Source organism: Agromyces cerinus subsp. cerinus, from assembly GCF_900142065.1.
GTDB classification, from domain to species: domain Bacteria; phylum Actinomycetota; class Actinomycetes; order Actinomycetales; family Microbacteriaceae; genus Agromyces; species Agromyces cerinus.
The window spans coordinates 487,836-504,704 of the sequence record NZ_FSRJ01000002.1; the positions used below are offsets into that span (position 1 = coordinate 487,836).

The following is a 16,869-nucleotide window of genomic DNA, read 5'->3' on the forward strand; positions in this document are numbered from 1 at the left end:
GCCACGTGACTGAGAACGCGCCTCGCCGACGTCCCACCATCGAGGACGTCGCCCGCGAGTCCGGGGTGTCCCGCGGCACGGTCTCCCGAGTGCTGAACGGCGGTCACTGGGTGAGCCCCACGGCCCGCGAGGCCGTCGAGCGGGCCATCAAGAAGACCGGGTACCGCATCAACCCGCACGCGCGGAACCTCGCGACGGCCCGGGCGAACTCGATCGCGTTCCTGCTCACCGAGTCGCACGACCGGCTCTTCGAGGACCCGAACTTCGCCGTGCTCATGCGCGGGGCGGCCGATGCGCTCGCCGAACGCGACCTGCCGCTCGTGCTGCTCATGGCGGGCTCCGACGACGAGCAGCGACGGGCGACCGAGTTCATCACCGCCGGACACGTCGACGGCGCGCTGCTCGTCTCGTCGCACCTCGGCCGCGAGGGATTCCTGAAGTCGCTCGTCGACGCAGAGGTGCCCGTCGTCGCGTGCGGGGTGCCGCTCGGGTACGAGCGCCGCATCGGCTACGTCGCCGCCGACGACCTCGAGGGCGCCCGCGACATGGTGGCCTACCTCCGCGACTCGGGTCGGCGGCGCATCGCCACGATCAGCGGGCCGGTCGATACCTCGGGCGGCATCGGCCGACTCGAGGGGTACCGCCTCGAACTCGGCGACGCGTTCGACGAGCAGCTCGTCGCCGAGGGCGACTACTCGCGCGCGAGCGGGGCGCAGGCCATGACGGAGCTGCTCGAACGGGTGCCCGATCTCGACGCCGTGTTCGTGGCGAACGACGTGATGGCCGCCGGCGCGGTCGAGGTGCTGCAGTCGCGCGGGCGCCGCGTGCCCGACGACGTCGCGGTCGCCGGGTTCGACGACGCGCCGATCGCGACGCGCGTCGAGCCCGCGCTCACGACGATGCGCCAGCCGTTCGAGCGCATCGCCCACGAGATGGTGCGCATGCTCCTCGACGTGATCGACGGCCGGCCGGCCGGGCGCATGACGCTGCCGACCGAGCTCGTGCGGCGCGAGTCGGCCTGACGCCGAGGCTCCTGCAGGTGCCGGCGCCGCCTCGGTGGCGTCAGCGCGAGTGGAGCGCGGGGTCGCGCGGCGCATACCGCGCGAGCGTGATGCCCATGCCCGTCGTCATGCTGCTCAGGAGCGTCAACTCCTGGTGCACGCCCTCGAACATGCGCTGCCCACTGCCGAGCAGCACGGGGTGGATGATCAGCACGTACTCGTCGATGAGCCCGACCTTCGCGAGCGCGCGCACGAGCTCGCCGCTGCCGAGGATCGAGAGGTCACCGTCATCCGTCGCCTTCAGCTCGGCGACCGTCTGCGCGGCGTCGCCCGCGACGACCGTGGAGTGTTGCCAGTCGAGTTCGAGCGACGGGTCGCGCGTGACGACGTACTTCTCGACGCGGTTGAGGTGCTCGGTGAAGGGATTGCCGTCGGTCTGGTGCGGCCAGTAGGCGGCCATGTGGTCGTAGGTGCGATGGCCGAACAGCATCGCACCGGTGTTGGCCATGCCCTTGCCCATCTCGGCGCCGAGCTCGGGGTCGGCGTTCGCGCCGAGCGCCCAGCCGCCGTCGGCGAACCCGCCGCGGGTGTCCTCCTCGGGCGACATCGGGGCCTGCATCACCCCGTCGAGCGAGAGGTGGTTCGTCACGGTGATCCTGCGCATGTCGGTGCTCAGCCCCTCAATCCGGCGGGATGTTCTGGTTCAGGCGGAAGAGGTTGCCGGGGTCGTACGCGCGCTTGAGCGCCTTGAGGCGGTCGTACTTCTCCGGTCCGTAGGCCTGGCGGATGCGCTCCTCGCCCTCCTCCATGAGGAAGTTCACGTAGACGCTCGTGTGGAAGGGCTCCAGCGCCGACCAGAAGTCGCGCACCCATTCGCGCTCGGCATCGAACCCCTCGGATGTCGCGGTGGCCGCGTTGATGTTGAAGGTGTGCCCGACGCTGCGCCCGTTGAACGCGGTCTCGTTCTCGCCGACCCTGGCGACCGCGCCGCCCATCTGCCAGATGGGAAAGCTCGTCAGCGGCGACTGGATGCGACGCGTGTGCTCGACGGTGATGTCGATGACCTCGTCGCTCAGCTCGGCGACGTCGCAGGAGCGGAAGTAGTACCAGCGACCGGGAGGGAAGGAGGGATCGAACATCGACTGGTGTTGGAGGAAGGGCTTCGGCTCGCACAGGTCGAGCACCGGTGCACCGAATCGCTTCATCGGGCGCACGACCCGCTCGCCTTCTTCGATGTCGCCGGTGTAGCAGCAGACCACGCTGACGACGAGCTTTCCGTGCAGTTCGGGCGGAACGTAGGGGAGCGGCGGTGCCTTTCGATGCAGCACGATCGTCATCAGCTCGTCGGGTGCGTCGGCGATCCAGTCGCGGTAGAACCGCAGCACCTGCGGCGACTGCTCGATCGGCCAGAAGATCGGGCCCGCGACCACCGTCGGGCCGACCTCGCACAGGTTGAAGTCGAACGCGGTGACGATGCCGAAGTTGCCGCCGCCGCCGCGCACGCCCCAGAAGAGCTCGGCGTTCTCGGCCTCGTTCGCGACGACGCGCTCGCCCTCGGCGGTGATGAGGTCGACCGACGACAGCTGGTCGATGCTCAGGCCGTGCTTGCGCATGAGCCACCCGATGCCGCCGCCGAGCGTCAGGCCGGCCACTCCCGTGTGCGTGACGATGCCGCTCGGCACTGCGAGCCCCGAGGGCTGCGTGGCGTGATCGACGTCGCCGAGCAGCGCGCCCGCCTGCACGTGGACCGTGCGAGCCTCGGGGTCGACGGTGACCGCCCGCATCGGTGCGAGGTCGATCACGATGCCGTCGTCGCACACCGAGAGGCCGGGAAAGCTGTGACCGCCGCCGCGAACGGCGACGGGCAGACCCGTGCGGCGGGCGAACAGGAGCGCGGCACCGATGTCGTCGGCCCCGGTGCATCGCGCGATCACGGCGGGACGGCGATCGATCGAGCCGTTCCAGACCTTGCGGTGCTCGTCGTAGGTGCCGTCGTCAGGCCGCACCAACTCGCCAGCGAACCCGGACTCCAGTTCGCTGAGCGCGGCTGCATCGACCGCCACGGTCATTCCGCCAAGCTACTCCTCGGGTTCCGTGCCCGCCAGCGGGCAGGATCGGAACCGGGCGGGGGATTCGACCTGTGGATGGGGAGCAACCGGGTTCGGGGCCGCGGTATCGTCGTCTGGCCGACCACCCAGAAGGAGCCCTACTTCCATGCCCGAACTCATCCTCTCCGGCAGCGAACAGCAGACCGTGCCCGTCGTGATCTCGATCGCACAGGGCCTCGGCTACGAGGCCACGCAGCCCTCGCAGACGAGCATCAAGCTCGAGCGCGGCAACCTGACCAAGACCCTGCTGCTCGGGGCGATGGCCGGCAAGAACTTCCACATCTCGTTCACCTTCGACATCGGCGTCGACCAGCACGGCAACACGTGGCTGCGCTTCGACCAGGACGGCGCTCTCGGGGCGGTCAAGGGCGGCGCCATCGGCTACGCGAAGAGCAAGAACGCGTACGCCGACTTCGTCAACGCGATGCGCGCCGAGACGATGCAGCGCGGCTTGCTGCTCGGCGAGCGGTAGCGCGCGGGGCGCTCGCGCACGCTCGCGCACGCTCGCGCTGGCTGGCTGGCTGGCTGGCCGGCTGGCTGGCTGGCCGGCTGGCTGGCCGGCCGCTGCCGGACGATTGATGCGACGGCTCACGACGCGCAGTAACCTACGGGCACCCCGAAGCAGAGGAGAACCCCGTGGGCAAGGTGGTCATGTACGCCTCGGTGTCGTTGGACGGCTTCATCGCCGACGAGAGCGACCAGCCCGGGCCGCTGTTCGACTGGTTGACCAACGGCGACGTCCCGTTGGACGAGAGCGGCTCTGTGACGGTGTCGCAGACCTCCTTTGACTACACCCGCCCGTACTGGGACCAGATCGGGGTGACCATCGCCGGCCGCCACGTCTTCGACCTGACGGACGGCTGGGACGGGAAGCCGCCGAGCGGGATCGACCACGTGGTCGTCGTGACGCACCGGCCGCCGCCAGAGGGCTGGGACCCTGAGGCGCCGTTCCACTTCGTCGCCGGCGTCGAGGCGGCGATGGCCACGGCGCAAGAACGTGCGGGCGATCGCATCGTCGAGGTCGCCGCCGGCGATGTCGGTGGCCAGATGCTCGCCGCGGGCCTGGTCGACGAGGTGCGCATGGACGTCGTGCCCGTCGTGTTCGGGTCCGGCAAGCGCTACTTCGGGTCGGTCCGCGCCCCGCACCTGCTGGAGGATCCCGACGTGGTGCTCCAGGGCGACCGGGTGCTTCACCTGCGGTGCCGGGTGCGCCGTTCGCCGATCTGAGCGGGTTCGCCGACGGCAGCGATCGCACCCTCAGCTGCGAAGCGCCGGATTCGTGTCCGCGGCGTCCTCGTGGCGAGCAGTGCGCAGCGGCGAGCAGGCGACGATCAGGGCGGCGATCGTGAAGACGGTCGCGGCTATTGCGAGGGTCGACTGGTAGCCCATGAACGTCACGAGCAGCCCGGTCAGCAGTGCGCCGACGAAGAAGACGACTCGGTTGACCGTTCGGATGGTCGAGTTCATGCGGCCCTGGATCGCATCGGGTGCGACCGCCTGCCGGTAGCCGGTGTCGTTCGCGTCCTCGATGCCCATCGAGAGGCCGAAGACGAACTGCGCGGCTGAGACGACGGGCAGGAGCACGCCGATGCCGCTCGAGGCGTCGAGCGGCATCACCGCCAGCGCGAGCCATGGCACGACGGCGAGGGCGCGGCCCAGGAGGATCGCCCGTCCGGCGCCGAGCCGCATGCCGAGGCGCGGAGCGAAGAGGGCTCCGAGGAAGCCGCCGACGCCCCCGAACGCGAGTGCGACGCCGAACGCCCACGGCGCGAGGTCCAACTCTCGAAGCACGAACACGGCGAACACGGTCGACACGATGCTGTTCGCGAGGAACCAGACGTGGATGGAGAGCGCGAGCGGGCGGAGGGTCCGGTGCCGATAGGTGTAACGCATGCCCTCGACGATGTCGTGCCCGATGTGACGCCCCTCGGGGCGGCGCTGCGGCACCGCCTCCTCGACCGTGATGCGGGACTGGAGCACCGCCGCCACGGCGTTGATGACCGCGTCGAAGGCGAAGAGGAAAGGTGCACCGAGCAGGTTGAGCAGCGCGCCGCCGAGCGCGGGCCCCGCCGTGCCGGCGACGGTCTCGCTCTGGCCGAGCCGCGCGTTGGCCATCACGAGCGAGCCTCGCGGAACGATGTTGGGCAGGAACGGTTGTGCGGCGGAGTCCGCGAAGAGGGTCAGGATGCCGAGCGTCAGGATGACGGCTGCGAGCGACCAGAAGGTGAGGGCGTCGAGGAGCAGGAGCACGGGGATCGACCCGAGCACGATCGCTCGCGCGACGCTGGTGATGATCAGCGCCCGTTGACGCCGCCATCGATCCATGAGCGCGCCGATGATCAGGCCGAGGAAGAGATACGGCACGACGCCGAGTGCGCTCAGGATGCTGATCTCGAGCGGCGTGGCGTTCAGCACCGTGACGATCAGCACCTGGAAGGCGACACCGGCGATCGCGCTCCCGAAGGCGCGGATCGTGGAGGCGCTCCAGAAGAGTGCGAAGGCGGGGAGGCGGAGCACCTCGCGCGAGCGGGCCTCGGCATCGGTGCCGGTTGGAGCCGCAGGGTCGCGCACTCGCCCAGTGTACGACTGCCGCGAGCGACGAGCGCGCCCGAGAAGCAGCAAGTGGGAGTCAGTTCTCCGGATTACTAGGTCATTTGACCCACTTCACGTATGCTCACTCGCAACCCGGTCGAACATCGCGCAAAGGAGCGCCCATGCCCACCCTCTTGCACCGCGCCGCCGCAGGGTTCGCCCTCGCGACGGCGGCCGCACTCGCCCTCGTTCCGGCCGCCGCGGCAGCGGCCGCGCCCGCGACCACGGAGGCGAGCAGCGGTCGCAGTACCGCCAAGCCCGCCCCCGCGGCATCCGATGACGGAAGCACCATCACGACCGCCGACGGTCAGGTCTACATCACCGACGAGCAGGGCCGCGCCCTGCAGCTGCGCGGCTACAACGCGGCGAAGTACGTGCACGACCGGCTGAAGCCGGCCGACATCGAGGCGATGGCCGAGCAGGGCTTCAACTTCCTGCGGCTCGTCGTGCAGTGGCAGTACTTCGAGCCCGAGCAGGGCGAGTACGACGAGGACTACTTCGACTACGTCGAATCGGTGCTCGACGCGGCCGACCGCGAGGGCGTGCACGTCATGCTCGACATGCACCAAGACGTGTACGGCCCGGTGTTCGGTGCCTCGGGCGCGCCCGAGTGGGCGACCCGCACCGACGGACTGCCGTTCGTCGACGACCCGGCCAACTGGTTCAACAACTACTTCCAGCCCGCGGTGATGCGTGCGTTCACGCACCTCTACGACGACGCCGACCTGCGCGCGGCGCAGCAGCAGCTGTGGGTGGAGGTCGCCGACCGCTACGAAGGCCACGACAGCCTGCTCGGCTACGACCTGTTCAACGAGCCGTTCGGCGAGTTCGCCGAGGGCGAGGACTGGGTCACTGCGTCGGCGCGCATCGAGTCGACCAAGATCAGCGACATGTACGACCGGCTGATCGAATCGGTGCGTTCGGTCGACGACGACTCGTGGATCTTCGTCGAGCCGACCGTGCTCGTCGGCTACGGTGTGCCCACGCAGCTGCGCAGCTTCGACGACCCGAAGGTCGGCTACGCGCCGCACTTCTACAACACGGGCGTCGAAGAGGGCGGCGACTGGACCGGCGACGACTTCGTGGTGAACTACGAAGCCGCGATCTCGGCCTACCCGACCGCGAACGGCATGCCGATGATCGTCGGCGAGTGGGGCGTTCCGAACTCCCGCACGCCGGGCAACGCGGCCCTCGTCGCCGCGCAGGTCGCGGCCATGGAGCGCTTCGCGAGCGGCTGGTCGATCTGGTACTACTGCCGCAGCGACGGCGGCGGCTACTGCGCGATGAATGCCGCGGGCGGAGCCGCACCCGGCAACGAACCCGCGTACGGACCGTATGCGCGGGCGATCGCCGGCACTCCCGGTGCTGAGCACTTCGATGCGACGAGCGGCGACTACACGGTGACCTTCACCGCCGGTGCCGGCCCCAGCGAGATCTGGGTGCCGACGACGACGTATGCGCAGGCGCCCGAGGTGTCGATCACGGGCGGCAAGGCGCACTACAACGCGAAGAAGCAGACGCTGCGCATCACCGCGAAGCCGGGCTCGAAGGTCACGCTGACGCTCGAGAAGTGAGGCTCGTCGACGCCGTGAGGTGTCGACCGCACGACTGCGGCGCCGGTCGATCCTCGGATCGGCCGGCGCCGTGGCATGTCCCCGTCGACGGCTCGGCCGGTCGACGACTCAGTCGAACTCGAGCACGCCCTCGGGATCGCGCACCGCGACGCGGGCCCTGCCGTCGGGCGCGCGGCCGACGAGTTCGGGCGCTGCCGCGAACACGCGCTTCGAGCCGTCGCCGACCCGGGTCACGCCCGTGAAGTCGAGCACGAGGCATGCCTCGTCGCTGACGAACGGGGCGAGGCGGGTCAGCACCTCTTCGGCGCCCGAGAACATGATCTCGCCGCGCAGCACCGCGACGGTGTCGGCGCCCTCGCGTTCGAGCGAGGCGATCGGCGAGAGCGGCACGCCGTGGTGCTGCAGCATGTGCAGGCCGTGTCGCTCCGAGAGGAGTTCGAGGGTCGCGACGCCGCGCACGCTGTTGCCGCGTTCGTCGAGGCGGGGGCTGAACGTGCCGATGCCGAACTGACCCGGCTGCACGGCCGCGATGCCGCCGCCGACCCCGCTCTTGGCGGGCAGGCCTACCCGCACGAGCCAGTCGCCGGATGCGTCGTACATGCCGCAGCTCGTCATGACGGCGGTGGTCCAGCGGGCGGCGTTCTCGCTGACGACGCGTTCGTCGGTCACGGGGTTCACGCCGCCGGTGGCGAGTGTCGCCGCCATGATCGCGAGGTCTCTCGCGTTCACGGTGAGCGAGCACTGGCGGAAGTACGCGGTCGTCGCGACATCCGCCGTCGAACCGAGCGTGCCGGCCGAGCGGGTCAGGTACGCGAGCGCGCGGTTGCGATCGCCGGTGGATGCCTCTGACGAGAAGACCTCTTCGTCGACCTGCAGGTCGCGCCCGGCGAACTTCTCGATGCCGGCTCGCACGGCGTCGAACTTCTCGGCAGCGGTGTCGCCGCGCATGAGCGAGGTGGTGACGATCGCTCCGGCGTTGATCAGGGGGTTCAGCGGCCGCCCGGTGGTGGCCTCGAGGCTGATCGCGTTGAAGGGCTCGCCGCTCGGTTCGAGGCCCACGTGCTTGATCACCTCGCCGAGCCCGAGCGCGTCGACCGCGAGGGCGAACACGAACGGCTTCGACACCGACTGGATCGTGAACTCCGCGTCGGCGTCGCCGGACTCGTGCACGACCCCGTGGGTGCTGGCGAGTGCCGCTCCGAGCTGCTCGGGTTCGACCGTCGCGAGCTCTGGGATGTAGCTCGCGACCGCGCCGTCGGTTCGTTCCCTCACCGCCTCGAGCACGGAGTCGAGGGCGTGTCGTACCGGATCTCGCAGATCGGCGGCCATGGGGTCAGCATACGACCGGGGGAGCGCTGCGGGCGAGACCTCTGGCAGTGGGACCTGGGAATCGACTCCTCCTTCACAGGCCGTGCCTAATGGAGTTATTCACAGCCTGACCTGCGGTTTCAGGGTGACTCGAATGTCGGTGGGTCGCGGCAGGATGGGCTCATGAACGGAATCGTCGAGGCGCTCGAGCAGGTGCGATCGTCGCTCCTCGACGTCATGGCGTTCGACGATCCCGCGGGGTGGTCCGATCACGAGTTGCTCGCTGCGACGGCCGCGATCGAGGCCGTCGGCCGGGCGGTCGACGCGCGTCGCGTCGCCTGCGCCGGCGAGGTCGGCGAACGCTCGCGGGTCGAGCTGGGCGGTGAGCGGTTGTCGACCCGGCGCGGATGCCGCTCCGCTGGCGAGCTCCTCGAGCGGGTCACGCAGGTGTCGGGCGCCGAGGCCAGGCGCCGCATCGCGCTCGGTGCGGCCACTCGGACCCGTCGAGGATTGACCGGCGATCCTCTGGAGGCGCGCTATCCAGAAGTCGGCGCGGCGCTCGCCGAAGGAGAACTCGGAGCCGACTCGGCGTGCACGATCGTGCGCGAACTCGACGACACTCGGCGTGTTGCCGACCCCGTCGCCCTCCGCTCCGCCGAGCACGAACTCGTGGCGGCGGCGCTCGCAGCCGGAGAAGCCGCACCGGTGCGGTGCACTGCCGACGAGTTGCGGGTACAGGCGCAGGTCTGGGCCGCGTTCCTCGACCAAGACGGGCCCGAGCCCGACGACGAGCGAGCGATGCGGCGGCGAGGCTTCCGCTTCGGCCGGGCTCGCGACGGGCTGATCCCGGTCGGCGGCGAACTGCTTCCCGAGGTCGCAGCGGGGCTGCGTCGGCTGTTCGATGCGCATCTCGCGCCGCGATCGGGAGGCGGGTTCATGACCGCCGAAGAGCGCGCCGACCTCGCCCGCAACGGCGAGCAGCGAACCGCCGACCATCAGCGTCACGACATCCTGGCGGCGATCATCGCGACCGCGGCCCGCTCGGGTGAGCATCCGACGATCGGCGGCGCGGCACCCACCGTGCTCGTGAGCGTTCGCGCCGCCGATCTCACGGCCGGGCGCGGTGTGGCGCACGCCGATGGTGTCGAGATTCCGGTGTCGATCCGTGCGGCGAGGCAATTGATCTGCACGGGCGGCACGCGGCAGATCACCTTCGACGGCGCCGGCCGCGTCATCGCGCTGGGCTCGCCCGAGCGCTGCTTCACCCCGCACCAGCGCCGGGCGATCACACTGCGCGATGGCGGCTGCCTGATCCCCGGGTGCACCGTGCCGGCGTCATGGTGCGAGATCCACCATGTCGTGCCCGATGTCGAGGGCGGCCCTACTCACACTGACAACGGTGTGCTGCTCTGCTGGTTCCATCACCGCACGATCGAGACCTCGGGGTGGGGCATCCGCATGATCGGCGGGGTTCCGCAGGTGCGCCCGCCCGCGTGGCTCGACCCGGGCGGCGGGTGGCGGCGGAGCACGAAGTCGCCGACGAGATTGGCCGACCGGGTCGAGCGAAGAATCTGCTGCCGTCGCGTGACGCGGCAGGGCATACCGTCGTCTGACCGCCTCATCGCGTCGAGCGACGGTGCCCGTGCCGTCGCGTGACCGTACTGACGCGCGCCGAGGCGGCGCCTCAGCGCGCGAGTGAGACCCCCAGAGTGGTGAGGACCCCGAACACCACGCCCCACAGCACGATCGAGATGATCTGCCAGAGGATCACCGCGTTGCGGTTCGCGCCGAACGACACCATCGCGGCCGAGGTGAACTGGCTCGGCAGGATGGCCGGGCCCACGAGGCTCACCCCGGCGACGCCGTACTTGTCGAACGCCCGGCGGACCTTCTCGCGGCGCGGCGACTCGACGGGTTCCTCACCGGCGCCGCCCGCGACGGCCTTGCCCGCGACGGCCTTGCCGGCGACGACCCTGCCCCGCACCCCGTGCGCCGTCATCACGAAGATCAGCATCGAGATGATGTTGCCGGCCACGGCGGCACCGATCGCGACCGCGGTCGGCAGCCCGATGAGCACCCCGATGACCGAACCGAAGTAGGAGTCGACGAACGGGATCGCGGCGACGATCATCACCCCGAACCACTGGAGGAAGGAGGGGAGGGAAGCGGCGAAGTCCTGCAGGGCGTCGATCACGACGAGTCCTTTCGTGGGGTGGTTGGTTCGGTCCAATCCTTCGCGGCGCCGGCCATCGGCGGCAGTGCCGCGGTGTCAGGTGATCGCGTGCGATTCCGCACGCCGGACCGTGACAAATGTCACTGGCCTAGGCTCGGATCCATGCCAGCCGAACCCGCCCGCAGCGTGCAGACCACGTGGCTGTACACGCTCGGGTCGATCGTCTTCTTCTTCGGGTTCCTCGACCTCATCGTCGTGCTGTCGATGCTCGACACGTACCTGCGCACCGGTGACGCAGTGACCGCCGTGCTCGTGGTGCTCCTGCTCGTCGCGACGGCCATGCAGCTGCGGTACTGCTGGTTCCTGCGCGTCGGACGCGGTGGCGGCCTGCCGAGCCCGTGGTGGACGGCGGCGCTCGTCGCTCCCGCCGCGGCCGTCTGGGTGGTTGGCCTCTTCTCACCGGGCGACGAGCTCGCGGCCGCGGTGCCGCTCTGGGCCGCGGCGACTCTCATCGCCTGCCTGCTGCCGAAGCCGCAGCGCCGCCTCGTGCTGCTCGTCGGCCTGATCACCGTGATCGCGCATCCGATGCTCGCCACGGCTGTGACGGGTGTGCCGTTCGCGTTCGGCCGCGCATCGGACACCTGGATGATCGCGATCTTCGTGGCGATGCTGCCGGTCATGCTGCTGACGAGCATGTGGTGGTGGGAGGTCGTCGTGCAGCTCGACCGGCACCGTCGCACTGCCGCCGAGCTCGCCGTGACGCAGGAGCGGCTGCGCTTCGCCTCCGACCTGCACGACATCCAGGGCCACCACCTGCAGGTCATCTCGTTGAAGTCGGAGCTCGCCGAGCGCATGCTCGAGATCGACCCGGCCGCGGCCCGCGAGCTGGTGCACGAGACCCGACTGATCGCGAAGCAGGCGCTCGAAGAGACCCGCTCGCTCGTCGCCGGCTACCGTCATGTCGCGTTCGACGACGAGCTCGAGAACGCCCGCGAGGTGCTCACCGCGTCGGGCGCCGAGTGCGCGCTGCGACTCGGCCCGCTGCCCGCCGACGCCCTCGCGCAGAGCGCGCTCGCGTCGGTTGTGCGCGAGGCGACGACCAACATCCTGCGACACAGCGAGGCGACCACGGTGACGATCGAACTGACGACGACGGGTGAGCGCACGGAGCTCGCCATCGTGAACGACGGCGTGCCGGTGACGGATGCCTCGGCGCCCGGCTCGGCCGGCTCTGCCGTGTCGCGCGCGCCCGGCTCGGGACTCGCCGGACTGCGTGAGCGGCTCGCCGCCGTGGGCGGCACGCTCGAGACGGCGACGGATGCCTCGGGCGCCCGCTTCGAACTGCGGGCCACGGTGCCCGTCGGGGCGCGGGTCACGGCGTGAGCGGCGGCATCCGTCTGCTCATCGCCGACGACGAGCACCTGATCCGCGGCGCCCTCGTGGCGCTGCTCAACCTCGAGCCCGACATCGAGGTGGTGGCGAGTGCCGACAACGGCGTGACCGCCGTCGAACAGGCGATCGCGACCGTGCCCGACGTGTGCCTGCTCGACCTCGAGATGCCGCACGCCGACGGGCTCGAGGCGGCCGCACGCATCCTCGCCGAGGTGCCGACGCGTGTCGTGATCGTGACCCGGCACGCGCGCCCCGGCGTGCTGCGCCGTGCTCTGGCCTCGAAGGTCTCGGGCTTCGTGCCGAAGTCGACGCCCGCCGAAGACCTCGCCCACGTCATCCGCGACGTGGCTGCGGGTCGCCGATACATCGATCCCGAGATCGCCGCGACCGCGCTCACGGCTGAGCGCTGCCCGCTCACCGACCGCGAGCTCGACGCGCTGCGCTTCAGTCGTTCGACGACGAGCGTGCAGCAGATCGCCGAACGCCTGCACCTGGCGCAGGGCACCGTGCGCAACTACCTCTCGTCGGCGATGACGAAGCTCGACGCGTCGTCGCGCCACGAGGCCGCCGAGAAGGCGTGGCAGCAGGGCTGGATCTGACCTCGCGTCAGCCGTCGAGCACGTCGAGGTCGACCACGATCTCGTCGCCCTCGCCGATGCCCTCCGCCTTCAGCACGGCCTTCTTGAGCGGCAGCACGTAGGTCTCGCCGAGCGGGAAGATCGAGGTGCTCCACGTCGTGCCGCCGAGCGTCGCCACCACGCGAACAGAGCCGAAGCCGCGCGGCATCCGCGGCTGGTCGGAGATGTCGGCGCCCAGCTCGGGCGGAACGTCGACGAAGAACCAGTTGCGTCGCGCCGTCCATTCGTAGATCGCGGCAGTGAAGCGGATGCGCATGTCGCGATCGTACCCGCGGCCGGTGACTCGGGCCTGGTGACCAGTGAAGCCCGCCGCGGCGGGCTTCACGTCGTGGGGCGTTCCACGGATACCTACTGTCGAACGTCCTGTCGAAGGTCGGGCGTCGCGGGACCGGCTGGGACGGCGGGGGTTCGAGGCCAGGTCCAGGCGGAGCGCAGGATGAAGGCCAGGAGCAGCACCTCGACTCCGATGGAGAGGCCGTAGAAGAAGGCCCAGTCCCAGGACGCCCCTGCCGCGTTGAACATCGAGTAGGGGATGTAGAGCGATGCGACGACGAGGTTCGTGGCGCGGTTCACCCTGGCGGGCAGCGTCATGGAGAGCATCACCATCAGGGCGGGGATCGCCACGGACGCGAGCATGACGGTCAACAACGTCGGGTTGACGTCGAACCTCCAGACGAGGCCGTCGAGGATGCCGTCGAGGACGCCGGGCTTGTAGAGGTTGAAGAAGTCGACGTAGAGGTACAGGAACATGAAGCTGGTCCACGCGGCGGCGAGCTTGGCCTGCACGGGGACCGGCGGGGTGTCGAGCAGGTTCCGGGTATTCGTTCGGATGGTCATCGTTCTTCCTTCCAAAAGGGGCGATACAGCGTACGCGTACGGTGTACGCGTACGCTGTACTATGGCGCGTACGCTGTACGCTTGTCAAGTCGGTCGAGAGAGCGAGGAGACCCGTGTCTGCGAGGGAACAACATCAGGTCGCGCCAGACGCGGGGCTGAGCAAGCAGCGGGTGGTGGTCGAGGCGGTCCGGCTCGCCGACCGCGACGGGGTCGACGGGCTGAGCATGCGCCGGCTGGCCGGCGAGCTCGGCGCGGGCGCGATGACGCTCTACCGCTACGTGGCGAGCAAGGACGAGCTGCTGGACGCCATGATCGACATCGTGTTCGAGGAGATCGAACTCCCGCCCGAAGAAGCCGACTGGCAGTCGGCGATGCGACAGGAGGCGCTCTCCACCCGACAGGTTCTCGCACGCCACCCATGGGCGATCGGCCTGATGGAGTCGCGGACAACGCCGGGGCCCGCGAATCTCCGCCACCGCGAAGCGGTCACCGCCTGCCTGCGGAGGGCCGGCTTCTCGGTCCTGACGGCGACGCACGCCAACTGGTTGCTCAACAGCTACGTCTACGGTCACGCCCTGCAGGAAGCCAGCCTGCCCTTCGACACCGCCGACGAGCTCGCGGACATGACCGAGGGCGTCTACCTGCCCCAGCTTCCTCCTGACGAGTTCCCCTACCTCAACGAGTCCGCCGCGGCGCTCGTCGCTGCCGGCTACGACCCATCCGAGGAGTTCGCTTTCGGCCTCGATCTCGTCCTCGCCGCCCTCGAGCCCCTCAGGGCCTCCGCGTAGCGACGCTCGCGACCGTCGCGCGACCTTCTGCACGCGGTTCCGGGCCGGTGATGCGTGCCGGTGACGCGAGCTCGGGTCGCGTCTAAGGTAGGGCGGTTCGTCTGAGGCCATGCGGCCCGTCTGAGGTGCCGAATCCGGCCCGAAGATGAGGCACACGCCCGATACGCGACCCCTACCTCAGCGAGGAATCTGGTCTCAGTGGCCGGAACCCGGCCCGGCAGGTCTCGAAGGGATCGGAATCATGAACCTCGCATACGGCTACGTCGCACAGACGCTGCAGATGCACGACGAGCTCGAAGCGGGGCGCGTCAACGAGCGGCGCCGGAACGCCGCCGACCGCCTGGCCCAGGAGGGCGAGCGCGCCGACGGCCGCCACGGCCTCGCAGGCCGGTTTGCGGAGTGGCGCCAGGGGCGCTCGCGGCAGCGCATCCACGGCCTCCCGGCGGCGCACTGATCGGGGAGACCGCATCATCCGCACAGCTCCGGCCCCGCCGCATCGGCGCGGGCCGGATCTGTGCGTCAGGTCAGCCCGCGGCCGCGATGACCTCGCGGTGCAGTGCGAGCAGGCTCGCCGTGCGGTCGGCGGGGCCGCGGCCGAAGCCGCACTCCGTGCCGACGCCGAACGTGTCGATGCCGGCTGCGGCGAACGCCTCGCGGGCAGGAGCGATGCGGGCGAGCGCGCCGTCGACGCCGTCTTCGTGGTGCACGAGGCCGAGGAAGGGGGTCGTCTCGGCGGGCAGCGCCCAGCCCGCGAGCGGCGCGAAGTACGCGGCATCCGTGCGCTCGATCGGCACCGGAAGGTGCACCCAGTCGATCGGCCGGTCGAGCTGCGCCGCGAGGGCGTTCGCGACCGCGACGAGCTTGCCGGCATCGGTCGGCTCGACGAAGTGCTTCTCGGCGACGTCGCCGTAGCAGAGGTGGAACCCGAGCTGTGCGCCGGCCGGCACGCGCGTCGCGAGTTCGGCGGCGAGGGCAGCGATGGCCTCGACGAGTTCCGGGGCGTCCGCACCGCCCTCGGCGAAGAACGCCTCGAGCGGTCCGCCGCCGAGGCTGACGCCCTCGAGGTAGGCGAACTCGGTCGCCATGTCGATCTGCACGGCGAGATCGCCGGCCGGAATCGCCGCGGCGATGCGATCGACCTCGGCCGCGAGGGCCGCGGCGTACGCCGGGTACACGGCGGCACGGTCGACCGGAGCCACGTAGGTCGTGATGGGCGCGAGGGGCGACGGCAGACACACCTGGAACCGCGTGCCCGCGGGGATCGCGCCCGCGTCGCGCAGACGTGTGAAGTCGGCGTAGCTCGCGGCCGCGGCGTCCGCGTAGCCGAGCGAGCCGAACACGAGGTCGGATGCATCGACCGAACCGTCGAGCACGAGCGGGCGCAGGTCGAATCCCGCGACGATGATCGGGTCGATCGGCAGTCGGTTGAGCCCGTCGACCGCGTCGAACGCCGCGCCCTGGAACAGGATCCAGTGGAACCGTTCGCCGACCTCGCCGTCGGGGATGCGCGCGAGCTCGCCGCCGAGCTCATCTGCGACGACGCGGAAGGTTGCCTCGGCGGTGGGCTGGTTGATCGAACCGACGAGGTGGGCACCGGCGACGCGGGGGAGTTCAGACATCCAGCCATCGTAGATCGGCGCTGCGGCGCATGACGCGCGATGGCGGCGGGCACCCCTCGGGCGGGGTCTTGCCGCGGCATCCGGCTGGTCGTAAGGTCGCGTGCGACTGCGCTGCTCACCGACGATCGGAGCCGACATGCCCGCCACCGCCCTTCCCTCCAGCGGTGATTCGTCCGGCCGCCCGAGCGGCCCGAAGACGTGCGACGCGAGCGGCATGGCCGAGATCCACCGCTTCTTCCGGGCCGGGTTCGGCGAGGGTCGCACGCTCGTCGAGGGCGTCACCGAAGCGGATGCCGCGCACGCCGACGTCGTCGGCGACCATCTCTCGATGCTGTCAGTCGGGTTGCACGGGCATCATGAGGGCGAGGACATCCTGCTGTGGGGCGAACTCGAGCAGCGCGCGCCCTCGTGCGCCGTGCACGTTGCGCGCATGAAGGAGCAGCACGCGCTCATGCTCGTGCACCTGAATGCGCTCGATGCCGCGCTGCCGGCGTGGCGGGCGAGCGGCCGGTCGACGGATGCCGCGGGCGTGCTGGCCGCCCTCGACGGCATCACCGCCGCGCTCGCCGTGCACCTGCCCGACGAGGAGGCGAACATCGTGCCCGTCATGGAGGTGACGCTCACGCCCAAGGAGGTCGACGCTCTCGCGGATCACGGCCGAAAGGCGACCCCGAAGGGCAAGACGTTCGAGCAGCTCGGCGCGATCCTCGCGGCGCAGCCCGACGGCGGCGCCGAGTGGCAGCGTAACCACCTGCCGGCGCCGGTGCGCCTCATCTGGCGCCTGGTCGGCAAGCCGAGGTACGAGGCGAACCGCGCGGCGCTGATCGGGCGGCGCTGAT

18 protein-coding genes are annotated in these 16,869 nt (G+C 70.3%); 10 read left to right on the top strand and 8 right to left on the bottom strand.

Annotated features, from left to right (window positions below):
• Nucleotides 1-5 precede the first annotated feature (5 nt).
• Nucleotides 6-1,022, top strand: a complete 1,017-nt coding sequence (locus BUR99_RS08270) for a LacI family DNA-binding transcriptional regulator (protein WP_074259879.1) — start codon at nucleotides 6-8, stop codon at nucleotides 1,020-1,022.
• 40 nt (nucleotides 1,023-1,062) lie between these two features.
• On the opposite strand, the gene BUR99_RS08275 is transcribed toward BUR99_RS08270, so the two are convergent.
• Both BUR99_RS08275 and BUR99_RS08280 read right to left on the bottom strand, forming a co-directional pair.
• Entirely contained in the window at nucleotides 1,063-1,650 is a 588-nt protein-coding gene (locus tag BUR99_RS08275; RefSeq protein ID WP_200802706.1) for a dihydrofolate reductase family protein, read from the bottom strand.
• A 31-nt stretch (nucleotides 1,651-1,681) separates the two neighbouring features.
• A complete protein-coding gene (locus BUR99_RS08280) occupies nucleotides 1,682-3,070 on the bottom strand; it encodes an FAD-binding oxidoreductase (RefSeq protein ID WP_074259881.1) in 1,389 nt (462 codons plus the stop codon).
• 145 nt (nucleotides 3,071-3,215) lie between these two features.
• Here BUR99_RS08280 and BUR99_RS08285 point away from each other — a divergent pair, with 145 nt between their 5' ends.
• Both BUR99_RS08285 and BUR99_RS08290 read left to right on the top strand, forming a co-directional pair.
• Entirely contained in the window at nucleotides 3,216-3,581 is a 366-nt protein-coding gene (locus BUR99_RS08285; protein WP_074259882.1) for a hypothetical protein, read from the top strand.
• 164 nt (nucleotides 3,582-3,745) lie between these two features.
• Nucleotides 3,746-4,336 (top strand): dihydrofolate reductase family protein, encoded by a 591-nt coding sequence (locus tag BUR99_RS08290; RefSeq protein ID WP_074259883.1) that lies wholly within the window; start codon nucleotides 3,746-3,748, stop codon nucleotides 4,334-4,336.
• Between the two features lie 30 nt (nucleotides 4,337-4,366).
• On the opposite strand, the gene BUR99_RS08295 is transcribed toward BUR99_RS08290, so the two are convergent.
• Entirely contained in the window at nucleotides 4,367-5,680 is a 1,314-nt protein-coding gene (locus BUR99_RS08295) for an MFS transporter (protein WP_074259884.1), read from the bottom strand.
• Between the two features lie 143 nt (nucleotides 5,681-5,823).
• Between BUR99_RS08295 and BUR99_RS08300 the strand changes: the two genes are divergently transcribed.
• Nucleotides 5,824-7,275 (top strand): cellulase family glycosylhydrolase, encoded by a 1,452-nt coding sequence (locus tag BUR99_RS08300; RefSeq protein ID WP_074259885.1) that lies wholly within the window; start codon nucleotides 5,824-5,826, stop codon nucleotides 7,273-7,275.
• A 108-nt stretch (nucleotides 7,276-7,383) separates the two neighbouring features.
• Here the strand turns inward: BUR99_RS08300 and glsA are convergent, their stop codons facing one another.
• Nucleotides 7,384-8,604, bottom strand: a complete 1,221-nt coding sequence (glsA, locus tag BUR99_RS08305) for a glutaminase A (RefSeq protein ID WP_074259886.1) — start codon at nucleotides 8,602-8,604, stop codon at nucleotides 7,384-7,386.
• Nucleotides 8,605-8,766: 162 nt separating this feature from the next.
• Here glsA and BUR99_RS08310 point away from each other — a divergent pair, with 162 nt between their 5' ends.
• A complete protein-coding gene (locus BUR99_RS08310) occupies nucleotides 8,767-10,239 on the top strand; it encodes an HNH endonuclease signature motif containing protein (RefSeq protein ID WP_074259887.1) in 1,473 nt (490 codons plus the stop codon).
• 28 nt (nucleotides 10,240-10,267) lie between these two features.
• On the opposite strand, the gene BUR99_RS08315 is transcribed toward BUR99_RS08310, so the two are convergent.
• Entirely contained in the window at nucleotides 10,268-10,777 is a 510-nt protein-coding gene (locus BUR99_RS08315) for a hypothetical protein (protein ID WP_074259888.1), read from the bottom strand.
• A 141-nt stretch (nucleotides 10,778-10,918) separates the two neighbouring features.
• On the opposite strand from BUR99_RS08315, the gene BUR99_RS08320 reads away from it, so the two are divergent.
• Together BUR99_RS08320 and BUR99_RS08325 are read left to right on the top strand one after the other, a co-directional pair.
• Nucleotides 10,919-12,139 carry a sensor histidine kinase gene (locus BUR99_RS08320; protein WP_074259889.1) on the top strand — a complete coding sequence of 407 codons (1,221 nt, stop codon included), beginning with the start codon at nucleotides 10,919-10,921 and terminating at the stop codon, nucleotides 12,137-12,139.
• Complete coding sequence (locus tag BUR99_RS08325; protein WP_074259890.1) at nucleotides 12,136-12,747, top strand: response regulator transcription factor; 612 nt, start codon at nucleotides 12,136-12,138, stop codon at nucleotides 12,745-12,747. The genes BUR99_RS08320 and BUR99_RS08325 overlap by 4 nt, the downstream gene beginning before the upstream one ends.
• A 7-nt stretch (nucleotides 12,748-12,754) precedes the next feature.
• On the opposite strand, the gene BUR99_RS08330 is transcribed toward BUR99_RS08325, so the two are convergent.
• Together BUR99_RS08330 and BUR99_RS08335 are read right to left on the bottom strand one after the other, a co-directional pair.
• Entirely contained in the window at nucleotides 12,755-13,042 is a 288-nt protein-coding gene (locus tag BUR99_RS08330) for a DUF1905 domain-containing protein (RefSeq protein ID WP_074260305.1), read from the bottom strand.
• A 92-nt stretch (nucleotides 13,043-13,134) separates the two neighbouring features.
• Nucleotides 13,135-13,623, bottom strand: coding sequence for a DUF6326 family protein (locus tag BUR99_RS08335; RefSeq protein ID WP_074259891.1), 489 nt, complete (start codon nucleotides 13,621-13,623; stop codon nucleotides 13,135-13,137).
• Between the two features lie 113 nt (nucleotides 13,624-13,736).
• On the opposite strand from BUR99_RS08335, the gene BUR99_RS08340 reads away from it, so the two are divergent.
• Both BUR99_RS08340 and BUR99_RS08345 read left to right on the top strand, forming a co-directional pair.
• Nucleotides 13,737-14,411: a TetR/AcrR family transcriptional regulator gene (locus BUR99_RS08340; RefSeq protein WP_074259892.1), complete on the top strand. Its 675-nt coding sequence runs from the start codon at nucleotides 13,737-13,739 to the stop codon at nucleotides 14,409-14,411.
• Nucleotides 14,412-14,652: 241 nt separating this feature from the next.
• The gene (locus BUR99_RS08345; RefSeq protein WP_074259893.1) at nucleotides 14,653-14,865 is read left to right on the top strand and encodes a hypothetical protein; all 213 of its coding nucleotides are present in this window, start codon (nucleotides 14,653-14,655) and stop codon (nucleotides 14,863-14,865) included.
• A gap of 70 nt (nucleotides 14,866-14,935) precedes the next feature.
• Here the strand turns inward: BUR99_RS08345 and BUR99_RS08350 are convergent, their stop codons facing one another.
• Nucleotides 14,936-16,030: a hypothetical protein gene (locus BUR99_RS08350; RefSeq protein ID WP_074259894.1), complete on the bottom strand. Its 1,095-nt coding sequence runs from the start codon at nucleotides 16,028-16,030 to the stop codon at nucleotides 14,936-14,938.
• Nucleotides 16,031-16,166: 136 nt separating this feature from the next.
• Between BUR99_RS08350 and BUR99_RS08355 the strand changes: the two genes are divergently transcribed.
• On the top strand, nucleotides 16,167-16,868 hold the full coding sequence (locus BUR99_RS08355) for a hemerythrin domain-containing protein (RefSeq protein ID WP_074259895.1): 702 nt from the start codon (nucleotides 16,167-16,169) through the stop codon (nucleotides 16,866-16,868).
• The last annotated feature ends 1 nt before the right edge of the window (nucleotide 16,869 follow it).